The following is a 21,516-nucleotide window of genomic DNA, read 5'->3' as shown; positions in this document are numbered from 1 at the left end:
AGTTCGTTGTTTGTTCGACAGGCTGACAACGAGACCTGACTTTTTTTATGAAAGACTTGATTCTCCTTACTGATGGCAGTATGCATGCTCAGTCCAAGATTGGCTATGGGGCTTACCTCGCAGTGCCTGAACCCGGGCTTTCGTTGGAGGCGTTGATAGCACAAGTGTGTGTTAAGCGTTTCACCCAAACCTCTTCAACAAAACTCGAGTTGCAGTCATTGCTATGGGCGTTGAGTGATATTCAGGTATCAGGGCGGAAGGTGATTATTTACACGGATTCGCAGAATATCATCAACTTGCCAGGCAGACGTGAACAACTGAATCGCAAGGCTTATCGCTCAAGCAAAAACAGGCTGCTTAATAACCATGAGCTGTATCAGGAGTTTTATCGTCTGACCGATCTGCTCGATTATGAATTGGTGAAGGTGCACGGCCATCTGGCGTCGAAACAAAAGGACGATGTTGACCGGCTCTTTACGCTTGTGGATAGAGCGTCCAGGCAGGCTCTTAGAGCAGAGTTGTCGGCTGTTGGGCCATTGGGGTCGGACTGAACTCCCATGTCACCCGTTCCACAAGGAAAAACGACAATGAAAAAATGTCTCTTCTGCGCTGAAGACATTCAAGATGAGGCGATAAAGTGGAAACATTGCAGTGAGTTTTTGGACCCCTCCTTTTCCCCACGTGTCGAAACAGAAAAATTGCCTTGGTATTTCCGAACCACGTTTATTGTTCTCGCTCTTTGTAGCGTGGGCCCTCTGGCGTTACCCATGATCTGGTGGCGGCCACAAACGACCCTGGCATGGAAGTTCGGCCTCACCATCGGCATTCTTTTGCTTAGCTGGGTTTTGTACCTGCTCACGTTGGAGTCCCTGCGTAGTATCCAGGAGTATTACGGTTTTCTTGAAAGCCTATAAAAATGTCATAGCCCAGAGTTCCGGGAACACCCAACGTAATTGAACCATGGGCAACGGGATGTGGCTGAGGATCGCCAAGTAAAATGAACTCGTTTAATGGGCGAATCACAAGTATTTTAGCCTTTCGTCAGCTTTAGAGAAATAACGTAACAATAACGTCTTGACCGGTTGTAAAACCCCAAGTGGATGACTATAGTGAAAATCCGCATACAAACTTTCTACTTGACCCTGAAAAAGGAGTTTCACATGTTGAAGCGTTTTGTCCTGTTGCTGATCGTCGCTCTTGTTACCTTGCCTGCTCTCAGCGGTTGCGGCTACAACCAGATCCAGAAAAATGAAGAAGGTGTCTTTGCCGCCTGGGCTGATGTTGAAGCAACTTATCAGAGACGCAGCGACCTGATTCCCAACCTGGTTGAAACAGTCAAGGCTTATGCTTCGCACGAGAAGGAGACTCTACAGGCCGTTACCGAAGCCCGTGCCAGCGTCGGCAAAACCCAGATTAAAACCGGCGACCTCGGCGATCCTGCGGCTATGGCTAAATTCCAGCAGGCCCAGGGCGCTCTTTCCGGTGCACTTTCAAGATTGCTGGTGACTGTCGAACGTTACCCTGATTTGAAGGCAAACCAGAATTTTCTTGATCTGCAACACCAGCTGGAAGGGACCGAAAACCGTATCAACGTTGCTCGCCAGCGCTACAACAAGGCGGTACAAACCTTCAATAGTTCGATTCGGACCTTTCCCAACAACCTGACCAACAAGTTCCTGCTCAACCTGGATCGCAAGGAACCCTTTAAGGCAGAAGCCGGTGCCGAAACAGCACCCAAGGTTAAGTTTTAAACATGTCGATGCGTCGATTTGTTTTGCTTATTCTGCTTCTTCTCTTACCACTAAATGTTATGGCGCTTGAGGTGCCAAAGCACACAGGTTATGTTAATGACCTGGCGGGATTAATTTCGTCGGCAACGGAACTGCAGATCGAAAACTTTCTGCGTGGCTTCGAGGCCAGCGATTCGACCCAGTTGGTGGTGTTGACCGTCGATTCTCTGCAGGGTGATGTTCTGGAGGAATACAGCCTGAAGGTCGCCGAAAACTGGGGCATAGGGCAGAAGGGCAAGGATAACGGTGCGTTGCTGTTGATCGCCAAACAGGAGCGAAAGATTCGTATCGAGGTGGGGTACGGTCTGGAAGGAAAACTCACCGACCTGCTTGCCGGGCGCATTATTGACAATGACATCACTCCACACTTCAAGGCTGGTGATTACGAAGGTGGTGTTGTCGCCGGTATCACAGGGATGGCCGAAGCGGTTCGTGGAGAATATCAGGGAACCGTGACGACGTCTCGTAAGAAAAAACGCAACCCCTTAGGTTCGTTGGCGCTGCTGCTTTTTCTTGGCCCTGGCCTTATGCTGCTCGGTAAAGGTGGCGGCCGGCGTGGCCGACGTGGGGGCAGCGGTTTCTGGATTGGCGGTATGGGTGGCGGAGGCGGCGGCTTTGGTGGTGGAGGCGGCGGCTTTGGTGGTGGAGGCGGCGGCTTTGGTGGTGGAGGTTCTTCGGGCGGCTGGTAATAGTACGCGGCACCTGGCAGCGATTAATGACTGATCTGGAACGAGACAAAGGTCCCAAATGATAGCAAAAGAGCTCTTCACCGAAGCAGAAAGAAAACGCATTGAATCGGCAGTGCAGCAGGTTGAGATACAAACCAGTGGTGAAATTGTGCCGATGGTGGTTGATGAGTCTTATGACTACCCACGAGCTGAAATCCTCGGCGCCGGTCTTTTTTCACTGGCGACGGCAGTCTCTCTCAGCTGGGGCTTTTTCGGCGAATCTCTCTGGCATTTCCTGTGGCTCTTTGCTCTTTGCTACTTTCCTTTCAAGCTCCTTATCCGCAAGCTTCCTACTCTCCGTCGACGTCTCATTCACCCGGTTGAGATCAGCGCCGAAGTTGAGGAGAAAGCGATAATTTCCTTTCTTGAACAGGGCCTGCACCATACCCGCGACGAAACCGGCATCCTTATTCTTATCTCTCTCTTCGAACGCCGGGTTCATGTGCTGGCTGATCGTGGGATTAACGATGTCGTCCCTGCCAACTTCTGGGATGCAGTTGTCCAGATTATCACCGAAGGAATCCATCGTGGTGACACCTGTAATGCTCTCTGTGCAGCTATTGAGAGCTGTGGTCAACTGCTCGCAGAGCATTTCCCTGTTAAGGCTGACGATACCGATGAACTACCCAACCTGATTATCGAATAAGCAAATAATTGGGTGGGCATAAAAATTTTCAATATCGACATTCTAGCGTTCGACACACTCAAAAAAGACGACTCACCTTAGAACGATTTTTTCCTGGTTTTCGTGCTTTCTGTTTGCTTCATATAGTCAGAGCTGTAATATCTGACTCCGACTCTGAATACGCCCTTTTTCACTTCATTTAAATTCTCAACAAAATCTCTGTCGTAACTTTTATAAAACAGCTCAATGGCAGATTTGTCAGCCTGTTGCCATATGTGGCGAGTGCTGTTTATGTTCGCATAGAGGAAACCATCACTCGGATGACTTTTTTTCACCACTTCATGCGTTATCCTGTCTTTCCCATATTTACCCCTGAGAAGTCCTGTGAGTGTAGCGATGTCATCTGTTGAAGTTGTTTCCAGAAGGTAGGCTCCCCCTCCAAGGAAACAGGGCCTTGACCGAGTCACATTGTTTTCATCGCAGCCATCCTTGAATTCATAACCAATCAACTTTATTGGGAAACCGCTCACGGTTTCACCGTCTTTTGCCTGCCAGACTTCAAAGTCTCCCCAGATTATGGGTTCATCGCCTCTGGCCTCTACGATCTCGTTTTTAGTCGTGCCCCATTTGAAACCATCAAAGCCGTCGATAGGGTTTGCGCAAACCTCTGTGGATAAAAAGACCAAGGCCAGGTAAAGAAAGAGCGACTTAACTTTCATTTTATATCCTCAAGTAAACAGGGGCTCAGTTAAAAAGACGGCTTCCATGACTCATTTGACCAACATAGAGACAAACAACTAATAACCTCTCATGAAGAGTGTGGTCAACGATTATTGCTTATGTTTCCAGCGGAATGGGGGCAAACAGCACGGCTAAAGATAAAAGAACTTCCATTGAATTGTGTTTCGTTACATTGCTATCCGGCAGGTCTTTGCTATAACTTTTGCAAACAGGTCCACGGTCAAAAATTGTAAACACCAAACCAAATACTTATAAGGAGTTACAAGATGGTTAAAAAAAAGACTGCTGTCATGATTTTCGTTGCTACGGCGTTTGTTCTCGGCGGCCTTGTGCCGGAGAGTCGTGCACTTGAGGCTGTGGTCGCAACCTCAGTCGTTAAAAAAATTGACAAAATTGAGACTTTGAGACGTATTGCTGACAACGTAATTATCTTGTTCGATAGTTCAGGATCTATGGGTGAACCCTTTGGCGATAGCGGCATGTCGAAGCTGGCTGCAGCGACAACGATTCTGAAGCGGAGAGCTGATTTACTGCCGGATTCTTATCCTGAGCTGAAAGTCGGGTTGTACTCATACACCCCTTCTAACAAAGAGGACCCAAGAACCGTATTCTATAAACTGCAGCCCTTCAAAAAGGCTGAGTTTCAGAAGGCTGTCGATGAGCTGCCAAAAGAAGCAAGTGGCCCGACCCTGATGGTTGCTGCCATGAGAAAGCTTGGAAGCTTTCTTGATGGTCTCTCTGGCAATACCGTAGTGTTCTTGTTTACTGATGGAACTCATAGTGATGAAGGGGCTACTGACAGCCCTCTGACGCTGGCGCGGAAAATTGCCAGCAAGCATGATGTTGATTTCCAGGTGATCAGCACGACTGATGAAGAGGTCAAAGTTAAGCTTATGGAGGCCGTTGCCTCTATTAACGAAGCCTCCAGGGTACATTCTTTTGAAGACATGATAGAGCGACCCGAGGTCTTCTCTGGCTCGGTCTTTGCCCTTGAAGAGACTTTTATCGTTACGGCTGAAACCCGGGAAGAGGTTGTTGGTTTCAACCTGGACCGCATCAAGTTTGGTTTTGATGATGCAGAGATCAATGTTGAGTTCGGCGCGGAACTGGATACCGTTGGTGAAATCCTCCAGAGCAACCCTCTCAGCTATATTGTCCTGGCGGGTCATACGGACAACGTCGGCACAGAAGAATACAATCTCGCTTTATCCCACAAGCGAGTCGAGGCTGTTGCTCGTTACCTGGTTAAAAAATTCAACATTGATCCAAGTCGAATCTCGACCTTCTGGTATGGCTCCGCTGCACCCGTTGCTCCTAATGATACAGAAGCAGGCCGCCAGAAGAACCGTCGTGTTGTCGGCTTTATTGCTGGAGTTAACTGATTCAGACAATTGGACGATCTTTACTGCTATAAAGCCAAGGCCGTCAGGATTACTTCCTGGAGGCCTTGGCTTTTAACTCAAAAAAATCAGTCTTAACATCTTCCCTTCGATGATACACCTCAAGTCAGCTCTTAGAGAAAGGCAGGTTAAATATAACCGTGGTCCCTTCACCCATGGCACTTTCCACTCTGATCTCTCCACTATGTGACTCTATGATCTGCCTGGCGATGCTCATGCCGAGGCCGAGGCCGCCGATTGAGGTATCTGATGAATCCGCGCGGTAGAACTTGTCGTAAATTTGGTCGAGTTGCTCCTGTTCCATTCCGATACCCTGGTCCATGACGCGAACTTCCCACCCCTCCTTTTGCAGCCTGCCCTTTAGCATGATTTCTGTGCCTTTGGGTGAGTACTTCATTGCATTACTCAGCAGATTCTCGAGAACCTGGTTGATGCGATGGCGGTCGATGATAAGTGTCGACTTCACAGGCTCCTTCGGTATGTCGAGGGTGTAAGTGTGTTCCTTGTCGTGCAAGCGGAAGAAGGCAATCGTTTTGCCCAAGACTTCCACGAAGTCAGCTTCATGCAGGTCCAGGGCTGCTGGCTGCCCGCAATCGATGCGGCCAATGTCAAGGAGATTGTCAATGATGTGGCTGAGAGCGTCTCCCTTGTCGTATATTTCGTGGAGAAAACCCAGCTTTTGTTCCTTGCTCAGGTCTCCGGAGATTTCCGGGCTTATCAGTAGTTCTGTGTAACCCATTATGGCACTCAGGGGCGTGTTCAGTTCGTGTGCGGCTGTTGTTATCAATTCGCTCTTCATCTGATCCATTTCGATCAGAACGCGCTCTGCTTCTTTTTCGGTGGTAATGTCACGTATGACAAGCAGGATGCAGGAATCGTCGTGGAGATTGAGTATGCGGGCAGAAACCAGAGCTGTTCTATTCTGTCCTCCATGGACTCGAAAGCTGGCCTCATAGTTGTCGACTTCACCATGCGTTTGCAGTGCCTTTCGAAAGGACTCCCTTTGACTCTGATCTGTCCAGAGGGCCAGGTCTTCCGAGTTGTGGCCCAGCGCCGAAACCCTTGTGATCCCTGTCGCATTCTCAAAGGCCTTGTTAACGTCGAGGATTGTACCATCCTGTAACCTTGCCAGGATGACCGGGTCCGGGTTGGACTCGAATATTTGGCGAAAGCGTTCTTCACTATCCTGCATTGCTTTCTCCGCCCTCTTGCGTTCGGTTATGTCCTGGAAACTTTCAACCATGCCGATTAATTTGCCATCAACATCGTAAAAGGGTCTCGCCGTAACAATGAAGCTCTTGATCTCACCATTGAGGTTTTTTGAAACCTCCTGAACGACTTCTTCGCTCCCCTCGATAATAAGCTTAAGAGGGCAATCATCTGTATGGCAATGGTCTCCTGGCCGTGACTCATAACATTTAATTATATCTGCATTGTTGCGATCTTTTGGCCACAGCGAATAATAGGCCTTGTTGGCTTGTAATTGATCAAAGTTTATGGATGTAATATTAATGGGGTTGGAGTTGTTGAGAATGTTTTCAAGCGTGTTCTTCGAGTTTTCAAGCTCTGCTGTTCGTATCTTGATCCTGACTTCAAGGTTGTCTTTGTAATACTCAATCTCTGAATGAACTTTCTGGAAGCGGTAAAAAGAGAGACTTAGTGCAAAGATCACAATGAAAGTCGTTGAATTTACGGCACCGCTAAAGGGAGCGATCTGTGCCCAGATGTTCTCCATGCCGTTCAAAAGCAGGATTTGCTTGACCAGATGACCGAAAGAACGAGACACGGCAAAAAACAACATGGCCAGTGTAAAGAGGAAGATATAGTTTCGGAAAACATCGTCAGGTTTATTTTTGATCAACTGCCGGGCGTATAGCGCACACCACCAGGAAACCAGCAGCATCAGAACAGAACCTAAAATATCAACGAATACGACAAGGCTCCACGGAGCATTCATTGCGGCATCCCCCTCTTTCTTAACGCTAGAAGCAAGAAGGTAAAAGAAGGGACCAGGATCAAGTGGTCAAGTCTTGTCAGGTAGTAAATCGCATCAGGAAGGTTTGCGATAGTAAAAGAAAGGATGGTTGTTTGATCCTTGATGAACTGCTCTTTGGTTATGAATTCATTCATCCAGTGACCTGTAAAGGTCACCACGTTCCAGGCAATGAGCAGCCAGATACTCGTTTTAAACTCAAGCCAACCTCTACCTGATTGGCGCATGGTGCGAAGTCGGAAAAGCAAATAGCCCATACCGGTTGCAAACAGGAGATGGCCAATCTGGTGGGAAAGCAGACCCTCGGCTCCACCATGGGCCTGTACGGCCCAGGCGGGGTTGGTGTTAACTGATAACGCAAGAAAGAACAATGTCGCCTGCAGACGTCCTGTAAGCATTGGAGTCTTCCCCGTGCAGCCATGTGTGAGATGATATAATAACAATCTACTCTAAATATCGGGAAGGTAAAGGTTTGAGCCGGTCTCTTTCAGATAGAGCTCTCGCTCCGGAATTCTAAGCAACCTTTGCGGTCCGAATGATGTAAGGCCCTTAGAGACTTAAAGAAATCGCAAGAAGAAACGACAAGGGCGGCGCGGGGAAGTAAAGAAGCCATGTGTTGGAAAAATTTCGGTTATTTACTAAGATGAATCAAATGATAACCAAACCCGTAGGGCTGAAAGGTTACGAGGTCACAATGTGGATGTAGCTGTTGTCGGTGGTGGTGCGGCAGGTTTTTTTGCGGCTATCAATGTTAAGGAAAATTATCCGGACGCTGAGGTGACCATCTTTGAGAAATCAAAGGAGGTCCTCTCCAAGGTTAAAGTCTCCGGTGGCGGTCGCTGCAATCTCACCAACGACTGCTCAGGTAATGCAGAACTCTCCGAGGCCTATCCCCGGGGAGGAAAAGCGTTAAAAAGAGCGTTCTACCTTTTCGATAACAAAGATACGATGAAATGGTTTGAGTCTCGCGGCGTCGCTTTGGTTGTCGAGGAGGATGGCTGCGTTTTTCCCCGCTCGCAAAATTCTCAAAGCGTCATTGACTGCTTCCTGGAGCTAGCCCGTGAATTGGGAATTGCGGTTGAACCCGGTAGAGGTGTAAAAGCCATCGATGAAGTCTGTGGCAAATTACACCTGACCTTTATTGGGGAAAAAACGTCAGCCCGCTGCTTTGACAAGGTGATCGTGGCCAGCGGCGGTTCTCCTCGCAGGGACGGTTTGCTGTGGCTGGAAAAGTTACATCATAAAATTGAAGATCCTGTTCCCTCCTTGTTCACCTTTAAAATGCCCGATGAAGAGGTTGCCGAATTGATGGGGGTTGTTGTTGAAAAGACCCTTGTCAGCATCCAGGGCACCAAACTCAAAAGCGATGGCCCCGTCCTGTTCACTCATTGGGGGATGAGCGGTCCGGCAATCTTGAAACTTTCGGCGCTTGGCGCGAGGTTGCTGCACGAGGTCGGTTACCTGTTCAGAGTCCAGGTCAACTGGACTAACGTGCGTAATTATGATGAGGTCTTTGCCCAACTTCAAGGGCTCTGCAACGCGCATGGGAAAAAGATCTTGTCCAACGTCAGGCCCTTTGCCTTACCCGAACGGTTATGGCTTCACCTGATCGCAAAAAGTGGCTTGCCGCCTGCAAAAAAGTGGGGAGAATTGGGTAAGAGCGGAGTGAACAGTCTCGCTCGTGTGCTGACTAATGATGTCTATGATGTTAATGGACGAACTCATTTTCGGGAAGAGTTTGTGACCTGCGGAGGGGTGAGCCTGGAGAGTGTCGACTTCAAGACGATGCAGAGCAAGGTGTGTAAAAACCTCTACTTTGCAGGAGAGGTCATGGATGTAGACGGTATCACTGGTGGCTATAATTTTCAGGCGGCCTGGACCACTGCGTTTATCGCGGCCAAGTTAAACTAATCACCGCAGGTTGATTAATGCTTGTCGAAGAGCTTCCTGCTTTAAGGTGTGCATAAAACTCGTGAAACAATCTGCAATAAATGCATGATTTTTGAGAAGAAACCGGGTTCTGGACACTTGAAGCCAGGTGTCTTTGTTTCGCAAAGGGCCAATGGAACGTCATCTCGGTCCCTAAGTGATCGGCGCCTATGCATACGGCACACTTATAGCACTACCCATATGTATGACTCATGGCGGAAATGCACAGGTGGGTGACATGAATAATGCAAAAAAACACTCTCATGGCTTTACCCTGATTGAGGTGCTGATCGCCTTGACCATTACAGGGATAGTCATGTCAGCTCTCTATTCGATTTTTATACCGCAAACGAAAACCTATGCGACTCAGGACCAGGTCGTGGAGTTGCAGCGAGGCCTGCGTTTTGGCATGTCTCTCATGGAGCGTGATATCCGGAAAACAGGTTACAACCCAGGCGGGTTGACAGAGCTTAGAGCGACCAGTGACGGTGTCGATAATGATTGTGACGGAACCACAGATGAAGCTGACAATGCTGCAACCTTACTCGTGATGGAAGCGGAATCGGTCGGGTTCCTTGAAACCACAGTGAGCTCACTGAGCTTTTCTCAGGATCTGAATGGTGATGGCAGTGCTTGTGGGGAAAAAGAAGTGATAACCTACGCTCTTAGCGGTATGGTTCTGAAGAGGAACGGTACCCCCTTGAGTGACAACATCGAAATCCTTAACTTTATTTATCTCACCGAGGATGGTGGGGTTGCCTCGCGGATTGAAGATGTTCGCTCGGTGCAGATAGCCATCATCGGTCGAACAAAAGAGGAAGATCCTTCATATACGAATACAAATTCATATGTAAACCTGCAGGGGACTGAAATCCTCCCCGCCCAGAACGACGGTTATCGCCGCAGATTGTTGACGTCCCAGGTTCACATCCGTAACCTCAATGATTGAGTCGGGAGTTGAAATGCCTTTAACTCAGAAACCTGTGAATGGTTTGGACCTATGTCGTGAGAAGGGCTTTACTCTTGTTGAAGTTTTGATCGCTGTGTCTATCTTTGCTGTTGGCCTACTGGCTGTGGCAATGATGTTGGATACGGCTATTCAACACAACTCTTCGGCGAGATTTATCACCGAGGCGACTGAGATTGCTCACTCACAGATGGAAAAGTTGATGAGCTCTCCCTATGATGATGCGAACCTGGATGAAGCCTCCAGTCCTTATGGGCCAAACCCCATTGCAAACTACAATGTCTCATGGACCGTTCGTGAAAATGTCCCGTTGTCTGCAATGAAAACGATCAGTCTGTCAGTGACGTGGAACAGTAGGGGAGAGAGTAAAAGCCTCACCATCAATTCTCTTAAGCAATGAGTCGAGCTTTCCCCAGTAAGAATACAGGAACCTGCCCCTATGAATAAAGAAATCCACCTTCCAGGCAGAGATCGCGGTTCAATACTCCTGATCTGCCTGCTTGTCATGTCATTGCTGAGTATCTTCGGCATGATTGCGCTTAAGGTCACCAGCACAGAGTTGCAAGCAGTGGGAAAACAAAAAGCGGCCTTGCAATCTTTCTTTTCGGCAGAGTCCGGTCTCTCGGAGGCCATGAGAAGGCTTAAAGTAAGCCCTTCCTCTCCGGATTATATGGGTGATTCTGCGGGACTCGTCGTTCCCAACTGGTCGGCCTATCTCCTGACCTCTGACACATGGTCGACAGCTGACGATCGCTTTTACGACAGTGACTTGACAAACTACATCCCAATCTCCGGCAACCTCACAAATACGACGATACAGCCTAATAGCAGGCAAAGTGATCTTAGCTACTTTGTGCGGATCAGGCACAAACGCGAATACGACGCTGAGAAGTCAGGCCATACGACCGGTTACCCTCATTATTTCGATAACGACGGCACCACTCTGGGCAACACTGACGCGTCTCGGGGGAACGTCATTTATTATGGCTACGGCGACCCCTCACAGCAGGCTAAGGCCATGCAGTTCACTTCGTCGACCGCGACGCAACATCACCCGGTGGAAATTGTCACCACCTACGGCATCAACGGCGACAGTTTGAATGTCACCGAAGCGGAAGTGATCAGAAACCCCGGCATTCCGGTCGTCGGAGCTATTTATTCCGAGGGTGATTTAAGCGGAAACGGCAACTCGGCAACCATCTCCGGTGCTGATAATTGTGGTATCGTGGCAGACGTGCCTGCCATCTACACGCTCGACCCGGCGACTTCGTCGATCAGTGGAGCAAATGTGGTTGGCGTGGTCGATCATGGTGTTGATGATCTTGACCTCGGTAACTACGTCGATACTCTCAAGGAATCCACCTCATCGATGGTCACCCTGACCGCTGATGTCAACGGAGACACTTACGGCAGCGCGGCCAGCTTTGTCACCGTCTATTCGGAAACGTCCGGGAATGTTGGCGGATTGAAGATGTCGGATGTTGATGGTTTTGGGACTCTGATCATTGATGGCGACCTGACCCTTGGAGGCGGCTTTACCTGGACCGGACTGGTCGTGGTGACCGGCACTGTCACCTTCAACGGTGGTGGCTCAGGGGTGAACATTACCGGCGCCGTCATGTCTGGAGACGCTGTGACTTTGAATGGTGGCCTGGAAATCTACTACGACAGCTGTGCCGTGGGTGAATCTTTAAACTCCCTGGGTTACAGGCTGATCAACTGGCGACAACTCTAAATATCAGAGATCTTTCTAGGGTAACGTCACCAATCCTTCCTCTTTGCAGTTGTTTAATAAGGTGGTTGAAGTTCCGATTCAAAACAGCTACTCTCCGAAGCTCTTTTTTGCGAGTGATCCCTTCCAATTATCGAGAGCAACATGCAAGACACCCTTGATTCCGCGATAACGGCTTTTGTCTCTGAAGAAGAGCAGCGACTCGTCGCGATTTGTGCAGCGGCAGACCGTTACGGACGGGAGCGCAAGGAACAATTAAGCAGCCATTATCAAAAAATACGGGTTTTAAAAGCCGATCGCCTCAACAGCAACAATCCCCGCGAAATAGATAAGATAACGCTCGAGATAGAGAACCTTTCCCAGTACGATCCAGCGAAATACCTTATTCCCTTTGAGCAGATGGCGTCGCCTTATCTGGCCGGCATCGCGATTTGCGACGACGACCCCAAAATCGGCCGCAGGCATATACTTCTCGGCAAGCAGAGCTTGATGGTCGGTTCAAAGGTGATGGTCACCGACTGGCGAAAAGCCCAGATCTCCAAACTTTATTACGAATGGGAGGAGGGGGAAGAGTACGAAGACGATATCGGCGATCGGGAGCGCAGCGGAACGATTGAAAAGAAGATTGCCTATGGCATTTCCAGGCGCGAGTTGCTTTCCCTGCAGACCGGGGCCGGCGCATTCGAAAAACGAGACGGTGATTGGGGTGAGCCAGCGCATCAAAACTCCAGCGTGGCTAAAAAGGAGATCTGCGGTGATCACCGCATGGTCGATATTGTCTCCCTGATTACACCGGAGCAGTTTGCACTGATCACCCGCAAGAATGAAGGCTGCCTCTATCTGACCGGTGGCGCAGGTTGTGGCAAAACGACGGTGGCTCTGCATCGGCTTTCTTTCCTGATTTTCAACCAGCCAGAACGTTTCCGGGCGCAACGCTGCCTGGTGGTGATGTTTAACAAGTCGCTGCGCAACTATGTCAAGAAGACCTCGGTCGATCTACTGACCAATCAACTGCCGGTTGAGACTTTCCATTCCTGGGCGGTTAAAGCGATGCGCTCCCTTGGTATCAAGGTTAGCTTTACCTCTACGGGTGAGGGTGGGCTCACCACCTTGAAAAAAAGCTCTGGGATCTATGCTGCTCTACTTGATTATGTAAAGACTCCTGGCCCGGACTCGCTCCTCGAAGACCTTGGCGCGTTTTATGCCGAATCGGCTTTGTGGCGACGGCACTATGGGGATTTATCAAATCTTGATGCGCTCGGTCGACAGGGACGCAGACTTTTAGCGGGTGACAGCACAGAGATTGCTTTTGACGATGCCGGAGTGCTGATTCTTCTTGGCCAACTACGTAAACCGGGCATGGAACTGGCCGATGCGCTTGGTTGGTATGATCATGTGCTGGTGGATGAGGCGCAGGATCTCTCGCTGGTCGAACTCCACGCCCTCATGTTTGCCACCACCCAGCGGCGAAGCCTGACGGTTTGCGCCGATGAAAAACAAAAAATTCACGATTTTGTCGACTCGGCCGGTTTCTCTGCTTTTCAGATGGAATTGCAGAATGCCGGGCTTTCTTCGGGTGAGCTGAATATCAGCTATCGCTCTACACGTCAAATCATGGCCTTGGCTTCGAGGGTCTCCGGACGACCCGTAGGTAAGGTTGTCAACAAAGGGCCGGAACCGCGTTTTCATGACTTTGCCACTCAATTCGATGCACTCAGCCAGTTGCGGCGATCAGTGGGCGTGTTGCTGGAACGCGAAAAAAGCAGTCTGACCGCGATCATATGCCGATTTAAACATGAGGCCGAAACGGTTTACGCTGCCTTGAGAGATTTGCGGGGAGTGCGGCTACAGACCGCAGATCTTTCTTTCGAACCGGGTATTCTCATCACCAATGCGCACCAGGTGAAAGGCCTGGAGTTCTCAGGAGTGATCCTCTGGAATCCGACGCAGCGGGCTTATCCGGTAACCGACCTGGGGAAAAACCTGCTTTATGTCGCTATCACCCGTGCCAGTGACCGCTTGGCCGTCTATCACAACGAATCTCTTTCACCACTTTTATCTGCTTAGCCTTTTTGTTCCCGGTTGCCGAGCCATCAATAATGCTTGTTCTTGTAGGCAATGGTGGTTTCAGTGCCTTACAATTGCTATTATGACTCAATGTCTGTCTACTCAGGGCGGCACTAAGGAGATAATCATGACCAGATTTTCCAAACTTGTCGTCTGTATAGCCCTCTTCATCACCGCTATCGGTTGTGTTAGCCTGGAGCCGGGCTTTGAAACACCGACTGTGGGGATCACCTCTTTTCGTGTCCTCCCTTCAGAAGGAGCGGTCCCTAAATTCGAGATTGGATTGCATATCGTTAACCCGAACCGTTCTTCTCTCAAGCTCGATGGCCTTGTCTACTCTGTTACCCTTGAAGGGCACAAAGTTCTGACCGGGGTCTCAAACAACCTGCCAACGATTGAGGCCTATGGAGAAGGTGATGTTGTCCTGATCGCGACTGCTGATCTTCTCAACAGCATCGGTCTGTTCGCTGGTTTGTTACAATCACAGCAGGAGACTTTTGATTACAAGCTTGATGCAAAACTCGATATTGGCAGCTTCCGGCCGAGGATTCATGTTGTTAAAGAAGGCAAGATCTCACTGCAGGGAGTTGCAAGACAGTAGAACTGAAAAAAGACCTGACTCGGAAGAGCTCAATACGAGATGATGCAGGAAAAGATAAGAAAGAGGCTTTTATGGAAATCATAGAAATCCCCTTTGCAAGAACTATCGGCTTAAAAAAGTCTGATTCAGGGGTTCTTGAGCTGACCTTTGATGAAAGCCTCTACAACCACCTGCAAACGATTGCCGCGAGCGCCCAGTACTCTTTGGCAGAGTTGGCCACTGGTGATTACATGCAGCAGCTTTTCCCTGAACTGGTTGGTAAGGTACTTCCTGTATTGAGAGATTCGCGTTTCAAGTTTAAAAGCCCCGCCCAAAGAAGTATTTCTGCATTCCCTGAAGTGTCCCAAAAGGCCGTCACTAAGTTTATGCAACATTTTAAGAAAAAAGGACGCGCTCTCATCGTCATTGATGTCTCAGTCAAGGACGATGAGGGGAAGGTGACGAGCTCTGGTTGCTTTACATGGTATGTGCAAAGTCTTTGACCTTTATGTGGACGAGCAGGGTGAAAAGGAAGCAAACATATGAAAACCTGTGAGGAATACGAAGGGTTTGAACTTGGGCCAATTCGACCACCTAGTGAAGCAAAAAGCTTGATGCTCAGAATTACCAGGAATTGCCCATGGAACAATTGCACCTTCTGTGGCCTGTACAAGGGCCAGAAATTCAGCTTCCGCCCTGTAAGTCACATTATCAAAGACATCGATGTGATTCGTCATTATGTCGATGAAATTCAAAAAATCATGGCTCAATCTGACGGAGCAGCGCATCGTCAGTACATGAACCTTATGGCAGGGCAGCCAGAAAGCGACCGGATGGCTTTGCATGCTGCTTTGATCTGGGTCCAAGGGGGGATGCAATCGATCTTTCTACAGGACGCCAATACTCTGATTATTCAACCCGATGATCTTGTTGAAATTCTCAAGCATGTGCAGAAATCCTTTCCTCAGGTGGAGAGGGTCACGTCTTACGCACGTTCTCATACCATCGCCCGTATCAGTGATGACGATATGGCTCGTATCGCTGCTGCTGGCTTGAACAGGATTCACATCGGTATGGAGTCAGCTTGTGACGAGGTGCTCGATTTTGTGAAAAAAGGGGTTGATAAAAAGACGCACATTATTGCCGGCCAAAAAGTGAAACGTGCCGGCATTGAGCTTTCCGAATATTTCATGCCTGGCCTGGGAGGGGTGACATTATCAAGGAAAAATGCACTGGAAACAGCTGATGCCCTGAATCAGATCAATCCCGATTTTATTCGCATTCGAACTCTGGGACTTCCGGAAAATATTGAGCTCTACAAAGATTTTCAGTCGGGGGCATTTATCAAGCCAGGCGATGTGCCGATGGCTGAAGAACTCCTGCTGTTACTTGATAACCTCAACGGCATTACCAGTACGGTGAAAAGTGATCATATCCTGAACTTGTTTCAGGAGGTGGAGGGGCGTTTACCGGAAGACCAGGGGCGGATGACGGCACCCCTCAGAACTTTTCTTGCGATGCCGCCTGAAGAACAGTTGATCTACATGGTTGGTAGACGTACGGGCATCTTCTCAAAACTAGAAGACCTGCACGATTCTGAGCTACGCAATCATGCTGAAAAAGCGCGTACCGCACATCGTGTCACCTTAGACAATGTCGATGATTTTACTTTAGAAATGATGAAACAGTTTATCTGAGTAAATCGGTGACACATTGGTAAAGTGTCACCGATTTATGTCAGACTGTGAGGAGATTTGAATGGAAAAACTATTGGCATCGTACGATCCCAGCAATGGTGAACTGTTAGGTGAGCTTCCGGTTGCAAGCGTGGAGGACGTTGATGTTGTCGTCTCTCAGGCGCGTGAGGCATACAAAAGCTGGCGCAAACTGAGTATGGTCTCTCGTGTTGATCTTCTTAAAAAGGCCTTTTCGCAGGTTGAACCACATGTGGATGAGTTGGCTGTGCTCATGAGCAAAGAAATGGGTAAGGATCTTCGCCGCTCTACCGGTGAAGTGGGCAGCACTGTGTATGGGGGCGTTTCCCTTGCACAATCAGCAATGGACGCTCTTAAGACGCGTGATCTTGGTGGAGGCACGCAGATTGATTATCAGCCACTCGGTGTTGTCGTGGTTATCTCCCCCTGGAATTATCCCTTGGCGATGGCTAAAAATCTCATGGTTCCTGCGCTGGTCGCCGGGAATACAGTGGTGTTCAAACCCTCTGAAGAGACGCCTCTTATCGCTCAGGCTCTTGTCGACCTGCTAAATACTGTTCTTCCGCAACACGTCCTGCAAATTATCCATGGCGATGGTGAACAGGGTAAGGCGCTGGTTGAGAGCAATGTCAACATGATTGCCTTTACCGGTTCGCAAGCGGCTGGTAAAGATATCATGGCCCGTGCTTCAGGGCAGTTGAAGCGCCTGGTCATGGAACTTGGTGGCAACGATCCGATGATTGTTATGCACGACGCTGACATTGCGGCTGCTGCCCGCTTTGCTGTTGCGAGCAGTTTTGAAAATGCCGGGCAAATGTGTATTTCGACAGAGCGTATTTATGTCGATGAGAAGGTTGCAGGCCCGTTTGAGGAACACGTGGTCGAGTTCGCTTCACGTTATCAGACAGGTCCCTGGGATATGGCGAACGTCAACATCGGGCCCATCATCAATGCTGACCAACATCGCAAGATCATCGAACATCTTCGTGATGCAGAGCAAAAAGGCGCCAGGGTGCTTTTGGGTGGATCAGAACAACCGGAGCGTTATATCAACCCCACCGTCATCAGTGACATGACGACAGATATGCTGATGGAACAAGGGGAAACCTTCGGTCCGGTTGTTGCTATAAGCAAGTATGCAGCTATCGAGGAGGCAGTAGAAAGAGCCAATAACTCGACTTATGGTTTGGGGGCTGTTGTCTTTGGTGGTAAAGAGGCTGTGTCTGTCGCTGAGCAGTTGGAAACAGGCATGATCGGTGTCAACCAGGGGGTGGGCGGCTCAGGTGAAGCGCCATGGGTTGGTGCCAAACAGAGTGGCTTTGGATTCCATGGCTCGCCTGAAGGTCATCGTCAATTTTCGCAAGTTCGTGTTTTGAGTCGCTAACCACTTAAAAAGAGTATTCAAAAAAGGCGTTCTGTTTTGAGGGCCTTTTTTCTTGTAACGACATCAGTTTTCAGAAGACATGATCGCAGCAAGATCCTCTGCCAAAGATCTGTCGGGACGCTCAACAATTCTCCCGAGTTCAATGCCGTTGCGAATTACAATAAATGTCGGCACGAACTCAATGCCGTATATTTCAAACTTGCCTAATTCGTCCTGCTTTTGGCGGTTAACACCGTAGTCTGTTACGGTAATCTTCTGATTATCCACTGTTTCGATAATTTTAAGGAAACGTGGAATTTCACGATGGCTGTCTGTACACCATGCCCCGTAGAAGACAACAATCTCAGTTGGTTGCGCAACCTGTTGTAGTGTTGCGATGGCAGCAGGATCAGGGCGATATGAAGGGTCCAACACGCCACATTGCTCAAGCTCTGCATGTGAAGGTATTGCCGCGGAAAAGAGGATAGCTGTAGACAGGACAGCCAATATTAATAAATAAAAAACTCTTTTATGTGCTGACATAAGATGGCTCCCTGCATGAATTGTAATCCTGTTGCTCGGTGATGTTAGCAAACAACGTCATTATAACAGAGACTTAATTCTGCTGGTTTCTGCATAACAGGTGAGCTTTAATCTCATTGTTTAAGAGATGATAAATATGGTCTCCTGTTTATGATATAAAGTCCTGACTTCTTTAAATCTGGAAATACACTGAACGCAAAATTCACCAACGAATCGCATATAGACCATGCATAAAGATTTTCCCGACATAATCAAGCAAGCCACGGGCGCCAGTGATATTGAACTCATCGTAGTGATCCAGGAGCTTTGGAGTGGCTACGGGACTATCCGCCGCTACAGTTTGTCCGGTGCAGAACGCGAGCGGGTCGTGGTCAAACATGTTCATGTTGCCGAACAGGGAGATCATCCCCGCGGATGGAACACCAACCGGTCACACTTGAGGAAGCTGCGCTCCTACGAAGTGGAGAGCGCCTGGTACGCCAGCTGGAGTGACCGATGCGATGAAGGGTGCCGGATCCCCCAATGCCTGGCCCTTGAGACTCGCGACGAAGAAACCTTCATGGTTCTTGAAGATCTGGATGAAGCTGGTTTTTTAGTTCGCAGGCAGAGTGTTGGAGAACAGGAAATTCTGGCCTGTCTGCGTTGGCTGGCCAACTTTCACGCAACTTTCATGGGCTGCAAGCCGGATGGCTTGTGGGAGCAAGGGACTTATTGGCATCTCGATACGCGTCCTGATGAACTTGAGGCTCTCGCTGACCTTCCTCTGAAGCAAGCAGCGAAAGCGATCGACCGACTCTTGCGGGAAAGCCGCTACCAGACATTTGTCCACGGTGATGCAAAGCTCGCCAACTTCTGTTTTTCTGAAAGCGGAGAACAGGTTGCTGCGGTCGATTTCCAATATGTTGGCGGTGGTTGCGGGATGAAGGACATCGCCTACTTCATCGGCAGTTGCCTGGCTGACGGGGAGTGTGAGCGACAAGAAGCCTGGTTGCTGGATAGCTACTTCACAGAGCTTAAGCAGGCACTGGCAAGACGACAACCCTCCGTTGAAGCAAAAGCGGTAGAGGAGGAGTGGCGAACTCTTTTCCCCCTGGCCTGGACCGATTTTCATCGTTTCCTGAAAGGCTGGAGCCCCGGACACTGGAAGCTGAATGCCTATAGTGAGCGCCTGGCGCGGGATATCATTGAATCCTTTGGTGGGTAACAAAAAAGAGCCCGTGAGTGCAGGGGCTCTTTTCGTGCAATCGTTTGTTGTTATGGGTTTTGACGTCTATCCTGTTTGATTCTTGAAGTCATATCTTGGCAAAGGGGCTCGGGTTGCAGAGGTCCAGAGCATTCCTGGCGACGCCATTGCAATTGTGACAGGTATGTCCCGGATCGACCATAAGGGCTGCGACTTCCTCTTTAAGCCCCTGTTTCCTCAACTCACAGAGATGCAGATGGTGTCTCGCCGGATCTTTACATTCGTCTTTTACTTCTTCAGACATAAGGCCTCCATGTGGTAATGATAAACTTTAATGGCTAGATTATAACATCCTTCGGGGTGATCGAAATCGAAATGGTCGCTTTTTACTCCAACTCAAGGTTTGAACCTCTGCATTTAGAGGCCCCTGAAATCTTCTCTCAATATTTAGTAGATTATTCTTATGCTTTTAATAGATAGCGATGAAACAATGGATGCGGCGGAATTGGTTGATACGGCCGAGATCCCGGGCAATGGTGGTGAACTCCAACTTTTTAAGTGCGATGAGGAATACTCCATCAGCATCAAGGGCTCGGGAGTCCTGATGAATACCTGGGCGCACCAATCTGAGGATGCCTTGGCTGAACTTGCCTGTCGCAAAATCTCAGGCCGTACTCAGCCACGGGTCCTGATCGGTGGCCTTGGTATGGGTTTTACGCTGGCAGCCGCGTTGCGTCATCTTGGGGAGGATGCAGAAGTTGTGGTTGCTGAGCTGGTGCCGGGTGTGGTTGCCTGGAACAAGGGTGTTCTTGGCCAATACGCTGAGCATCCGTTACAGGATAAACGAACCACAATCCTTGAGGGGGATGTTGCCAAGCGTATTCGCTCACAAAAGAAAAGCTATGATGCGATCCTGCTTGATGTCGATAACGGTCCAAATGGCTTGACCCGTAAGAAAAATGACTGGCTCTATTCAACCGATGGTTTGACAGAGGCTTATAATTCTCTGCGGCCGGAAGGGATCCTGGCCGTCTGGTCGGCTGCGACGAGCCGTAACTTTATGGAGCGTTTGCGGAAGGTTGGCTTCAAGGTAAAACAAACCCGCGTCCCCGAACAGGACAATAAAGGTGATCTCCATGCTATCTGGATTGCTGAGCGGGGCCTGTAATCAGGAGAGGGCTCCCGTTTTTTCAGCTCATACCCTTGTACGACCAGGCTTCAATCAGTTGATCCTGGTCATCGAGGGATAATTCTCTGCCAGTGAACCTGTTTGCTTACCCGTGGCCCCTGGTTTTCCCGCAAGGGGGCTCTAAAATTAATCTATTCAGTTGTTAATCCTTGTGAACAGTTTTTTTGCGCTGAATCTATATGTTCTTTTGCGTTGTTCAGATTAAACAGGATATCCATCTTGTCGACTAATTCTACCGTCAGGTAGTCACCACTGGAGAGGCTTGTTAACACCTCAGGCGATATTACGGCTCCGAACTCAATACCATTTGAATAAATGATGTTAACAATCGGCCCATCGTAGCTAAGTTTATTGTCGATATACAGTTTTATCGTCCCGGCATCCATGGGGACTGTCTTTTCTACCTCTCCGTATTCATAATCATCCATAAAGGCAATTTTAAATATGGGGCTGCATTCAAGGCCTTTATCGAAATCAACGACAAACAAATTGATGACTTGTGTGCCGTCTTCAAATTTAGCTCTGCCGGAAATGTAGGCTCTACTCTCTTGCGAAGTCCACTGATGTTTTTCCTTGGAATAGTCTCTAATGTAAGAGTGCCCAGTCGTTGATAAAAACAGAATCAGAGTTAAAACCGAAAATAATATTCTTGCCATTGTTGTCTCCAGATCTTCGAGGTATTTCCTAAGGGAATAGATGCTTGTAAATAATGAGAGCTAAAATATACATGGCAGCGAGACCAAAGTCCAACAGAAGAAAGTGTTATCATTCATCTCGGCAAACCCTTGGTGAAATCCCTTAACAGGCAGGCTTTACTTCAATAAAGCCAAGCCTCCTAGTCCAAGATTTTCTTAACCTTCGATACAAGCAAAAATTTATACACAGCATACCCAGTTTGCTTCAGACCGAAGCCACATTCAACAACCTCTGGTTGAGTCTTTTTTTATCCTCAGAATTAAGGTACTCTACCG

General features: G+C 48.8%; 23 protein-coding genes. 17 read left to right on the top strand and 6 right to left on the bottom strand.

Annotation, left to right across the window (positions count from 1 at the left end):
- Window positions 1–47: 47 nt before the first annotated feature.
- From P9J64_04045 to P9J64_04025, 5 genes are all read left to right on the top strand, one after another.
- Entirely contained in the window at window positions 48–551 is a 504-nt protein-coding gene (locus tag P9J64_04045; protein MDG5467487.1) for a ribonuclease H, read from the top strand.
- A 36-nt stretch (window positions 552–587) separates the two neighbouring features.
- Complete coding sequence (locus P9J64_04040) at window positions 588–914, top strand: zinc ribbon domain-containing protein (GenBank protein ID MDG5467486.1); 327 nt, start codon at window positions 588–590, stop codon at window positions 912–914.
- A gap of 249 nt (window positions 915–1,163) precedes the next feature.
- Window positions 1,164–1,751, top strand: coding sequence for a LemA family protein (locus P9J64_04035; protein ID MDG5467485.1), 588 nt, complete (start codon window positions 1,164–1,166; stop codon window positions 1,749–1,751).
- Window positions 1,752–1,759: 8 nt separating this feature from the next.
- A complete protein-coding gene (locus P9J64_04030; GenBank protein MDG5467484.1) occupies window positions 1,760–2,479 on the top strand; it encodes a TPM domain-containing protein in 720 nt (239 codons plus the stop codon).
- Window positions 2,480–2,537: 58 nt separating this feature from the next.
- A complete protein-coding gene (locus tag P9J64_04025; GenBank protein ID MDG5467483.1) occupies window positions 2,538–3,164 on the top strand; it encodes a TPM domain-containing protein in 627 nt (208 codons plus the stop codon).
- Between the two features lie 77 nt (window positions 3,165–3,241).
- Here P9J64_04025 and P9J64_04020 read toward each other — a convergent pair whose 3' ends face one another.
- The gene (locus P9J64_04020) at window positions 3,242–3,862 is read right to left on the bottom strand and encodes a hypothetical protein (protein ID MDG5467482.1); all 621 of its coding nucleotides are present in this window, start codon (window positions 3,860–3,862) and stop codon (window positions 3,242–3,244) included.
- Window positions 3,863–4,150: 288 nt separating this feature from the next.
- On the opposite strand from P9J64_04020, the gene P9J64_04015 reads away from it, so the two are divergent.
- Window positions 4,151–5,266: an OmpA family protein gene (locus P9J64_04015; protein ID MDG5467481.1), complete on the top strand. Its 1,116-nt coding sequence runs from the start codon at window positions 4,151–4,153 to the stop codon at window positions 5,264–5,266.
- Window positions 5,267–5,390: 124 nt separating this feature from the next.
- Here the strand turns inward: P9J64_04015 and P9J64_04010 are convergent, their stop codons facing one another.
- Together P9J64_04010 and P9J64_04005 are read right to left on the bottom strand one after the other, a co-directional pair.
- Window positions 5,391–7,241, bottom strand: a complete 1,851-nt coding sequence (locus tag P9J64_04010; GenBank protein ID MDG5467480.1) for a PAS domain-containing sensor histidine kinase — start codon at window positions 7,239–7,241, stop codon at window positions 5,391–5,393.
- The gene (locus tag P9J64_04005; GenBank protein ID MDG5467479.1) at window positions 7,238–7,675 is read right to left on the bottom strand and encodes a hypothetical protein; all 438 of its coding nucleotides are present in this window, start codon (window positions 7,673–7,675) and stop codon (window positions 7,238–7,240) included. Before P9J64_04005 ends, P9J64_04010 begins: the two co-directional genes overlap by 4 nt.
- Window positions 7,676–7,973: 298 nt before the next feature.
- Between P9J64_04005 and P9J64_04000 the strand changes: the two genes are divergently transcribed.
- The 9 genes from P9J64_04000 (at window position 7,974) to P9J64_03960 (ending at window position 17,651) form a co-directional block, all read left to right on the top strand.
- Window positions 7,974–9,188 (top strand): NAD(P)/FAD-dependent oxidoreductase, encoded by a 1,215-nt coding sequence (locus tag P9J64_04000; protein ID MDG5467478.1) that lies wholly within the window; start codon window positions 7,974–7,976, stop codon window positions 9,186–9,188.
- A gap of 256 nt (window positions 9,189–9,444) precedes the next feature.
- Window positions 9,445–10,155, top strand: coding sequence for a prepilin-type N-terminal cleavage/methylation domain-containing protein (locus P9J64_03995; GenBank protein ID MDG5467477.1), 711 nt, complete (start codon window positions 9,445–9,447; stop codon window positions 10,153–10,155).
- A gap of 13 nt (window positions 10,156–10,168) precedes the next feature.
- Window positions 10,169–10,573, top strand: coding sequence for a prepilin-type N-terminal cleavage/methylation domain-containing protein (locus P9J64_03990; protein ID MDG5467476.1), 405 nt, complete (start codon window positions 10,169–10,171; stop codon window positions 10,571–10,573).
- A gap of 39 nt (window positions 10,574–10,612) precedes the next feature.
- Entirely contained in the window at window positions 10,613–11,908 is a 1,296-nt protein-coding gene (locus P9J64_03985; protein MDG5467475.1) for a hypothetical protein, read from the top strand.
- Between the two features lie 141 nt (window positions 11,909–12,049).
- On the top strand, window positions 12,050–13,972 hold the full coding sequence (locus P9J64_03980; GenBank protein ID MDG5467474.1) for a 3'-5' exonuclease: 1,923 nt from the start codon (window positions 12,050–12,052) through the stop codon (window positions 13,970–13,972).
- Between the two features lie 127 nt (window positions 13,973–14,099).
- Window positions 14,100–14,573: an LEA type 2 family protein gene (locus P9J64_03975; GenBank protein ID MDG5467473.1), complete on the top strand. Its 474-nt coding sequence runs from the start codon at window positions 14,100–14,102 to the stop codon at window positions 14,571–14,573.
- A gap of 71 nt (window positions 14,574–14,644) precedes the next feature.
- The gene (locus P9J64_03970) at window positions 14,645–15,055 is read left to right on the top strand and encodes a YiiD C-terminal domain-containing protein (protein MDG5467472.1); all 411 of its coding nucleotides are present in this window, start codon (window positions 14,645–14,647) and stop codon (window positions 15,053–15,055) included.
- 39 nt (window positions 15,056–15,094) lie between these two features.
- Window positions 15,095–16,249 carry a radical SAM protein gene (locus P9J64_03965; protein MDG5467471.1) on the top strand — a complete coding sequence of 385 codons (1,155 nt, stop codon included), beginning with the start codon at window positions 15,095–15,097 and terminating at the stop codon, window positions 16,247–16,249.
- Between the two features lie 61 nt (window positions 16,250–16,310).
- Window positions 16,311–17,651 (top strand): aldehyde dehydrogenase family protein, encoded by a 1,341-nt coding sequence (locus P9J64_03960; GenBank protein ID MDG5467470.1) that lies wholly within the window; start codon window positions 16,311–16,313, stop codon window positions 17,649–17,651.
- A gap of 63 nt (window positions 17,652–17,714) precedes the next feature.
- Here P9J64_03960 and P9J64_03955 read toward each other — a convergent pair whose 3' ends face one another.
- Window positions 17,715–18,173, bottom strand: a complete 459-nt coding sequence (locus tag P9J64_03955; protein ID MDG5467469.1) for a thioredoxin family protein — start codon at window positions 18,171–18,173, stop codon at window positions 17,715–17,717.
- Window positions 18,174–18,399: 226 nt separating this feature from the next.
- Here P9J64_03955 and P9J64_03950 point away from each other — a divergent pair, with 226 nt between their 5' ends.
- A complete protein-coding gene (locus P9J64_03950) occupies window positions 18,400–19,377 on the top strand; it encodes a phosphotransferase (protein ID MDG5467468.1) in 978 nt (325 codons plus the stop codon).
- Between the two features lie 88 nt (window positions 19,378–19,465).
- Here P9J64_03950 and P9J64_03945 read toward each other — a convergent pair whose 3' ends face one another.
- Window positions 19,466–19,660, bottom strand: a complete 195-nt coding sequence (locus tag P9J64_03945; protein ID MDG5467467.1) for a hypothetical protein — start codon at window positions 19,658–19,660, stop codon at window positions 19,466–19,468.
- Window positions 19,661–19,846: 186 nt separating this feature from the next.
- Between P9J64_03945 and P9J64_03940 the strand changes: the two genes are divergently transcribed.
- Complete coding sequence (locus P9J64_03940) at window positions 19,847–20,524, top strand: MnmC family methyltransferase (protein MDG5467466.1); 678 nt, start codon at window positions 19,847–19,849, stop codon at window positions 20,522–20,524.
- 152 nt (window positions 20,525–20,676) lie between these two features.
- Here P9J64_03940 and P9J64_03935 read toward each other — a convergent pair whose 3' ends face one another.
- Entirely contained in the window at window positions 20,677–21,201 is a 525-nt protein-coding gene (locus P9J64_03935; GenBank protein MDG5467465.1) for a hypothetical protein, read from the bottom strand.
- Window positions 21,202–21,516: the final 315 nt, after the last annotated feature.

This window comes from Deltaproteobacteria bacterium IMCC39524 (assembly GCA_029667085.1).
Taxonomy (GTDB): Bacteria; Desulfobacterota; Desulfuromonadia; order Desulfuromonadales; family BM103; genus M0040.
Note: the sequence above shows the minus strand (reverse complement) of the source record. Positions and strands in the feature narration are given on the sequence as shown.

What these genes read in the sequence shown, in the direction of transcription:
- P9J64_04045 (MDG5467487.1), top strand. Translation starts at nt 48, where the DNA reads ATGAAAGACTTGATTCTCCTTACTGATGGCAGTATGCATGCTCAGTCC.
- P9J64_04040 (MDG5467486.1), top strand. Translation starts at nt 588, where the DNA reads ATGAAAAAATGTCTCTTCTGCGCTGAAGACATTCAAGATGAGGCGATA.
- P9J64_04030 (MDG5467484.1), top strand. Translation starts at nt 1,760, where the DNA reads ATGCGTCGATTTGTTTTGCTTATTCTGCTTCTTCTCTTACCACTAAAT.
- P9J64_04025 (MDG5467483.1), top strand. Translation starts at nt 2,538, where the DNA reads ATGATAGCAAAAGAGCTCTTCACCGAAGCAGAAAGAAAACGCATTGAA.
- P9J64_04020 (MDG5467482.1), bottom strand. Translation starts at nt 3,862, where the DNA reads ATGAAAGTTAAGTCGCTCTTTCTTTACCTGGCCTTGGTCTTTTTATCC.
- P9J64_04015 (MDG5467481.1), top strand. Translation starts at nt 4,151, where the DNA reads ATGGTTAAAAAAAAGACTGCTGTCATGATTTTCGTTGCTACGGCGTTT.
- P9J64_04010 (MDG5467480.1), bottom strand. Translation starts at nt 7,241, where the DNA reads ATGAATGCTCCGTGGAGCCTTGTCGTATTCGTTGATATTTTAGGTTCT.
- P9J64_04005 (MDG5467479.1), bottom strand. Translation starts at nt 7,675, where the DNA reads ATGCTTACAGGACGTCTGCAGGCGACATTGTTCTTTCTTGCGTTATCA.
- P9J64_03995 (MDG5467477.1), top strand. Translation starts at nt 9,445, where the DNA reads ATGAATAATGCAAAAAAACACTCTCATGGCTTTACCCTGATTGAGGTG.
- P9J64_03990 (MDG5467476.1), top strand. Translation starts at nt 10,169, where the DNA reads ATGCCTTTAACTCAGAAACCTGTGAATGGTTTGGACCTATGTCGTGAG.
- P9J64_03985 (MDG5467475.1), top strand. Translation starts at nt 10,613, where the DNA reads ATGAATAAAGAAATCCACCTTCCAGGCAGAGATCGCGGTTCAATACTC.
- P9J64_03980 (MDG5467474.1), top strand. Translation starts at nt 12,050, where the DNA reads ATGCAAGACACCCTTGATTCCGCGATAACGGCTTTTGTCTCTGAAGAA.
- P9J64_03975 (MDG5467473.1), top strand. Translation starts at nt 14,100, where the DNA reads ATGACCAGATTTTCCAAACTTGTCGTCTGTATAGCCCTCTTCATCACC.
- P9J64_03970 (MDG5467472.1), top strand. Translation starts at nt 14,645, where the DNA reads ATGGAAATCATAGAAATCCCCTTTGCAAGAACTATCGGCTTAAAAAAG.
- P9J64_03965 (MDG5467471.1), top strand. Translation starts at nt 15,095, where the DNA reads ATGAAAACCTGTGAGGAATACGAAGGGTTTGAACTTGGGCCAATTCGA.
- P9J64_03960 (MDG5467470.1), top strand. Translation starts at nt 16,311, where the DNA reads ATGGAAAAACTATTGGCATCGTACGATCCCAGCAATGGTGAACTGTTA.
- P9J64_03955 (MDG5467469.1), bottom strand. Translation starts at nt 18,173, where the DNA reads ATGTCAGCACATAAAAGAGTTTTTTATTTATTAATATTGGCTGTCCTG.
- P9J64_03950 (MDG5467468.1), top strand. Translation starts at nt 18,400, where the DNA reads ATGCATAAAGATTTTCCCGACATAATCAAGCAAGCCACGGGCGCCAGT.
- P9J64_03945 (MDG5467467.1), bottom strand. Translation starts at nt 19,660, where the DNA reads ATGTCTGAAGAAGTAAAAGACGAATGTAAAGATCCGGCGAGACACCAT.
- P9J64_03940 (MDG5467466.1), top strand. Translation starts at nt 19,847, where the DNA reads ATGGATGCGGCGGAATTGGTTGATACGGCCGAGATCCCGGGCAATGGT.
- P9J64_03935 (MDG5467465.1), bottom strand. Translation starts at nt 21,201, where the DNA reads ATGGCAAGAATATTATTTTCGGTTTTAACTCTGATTCTGTTTTTATCA.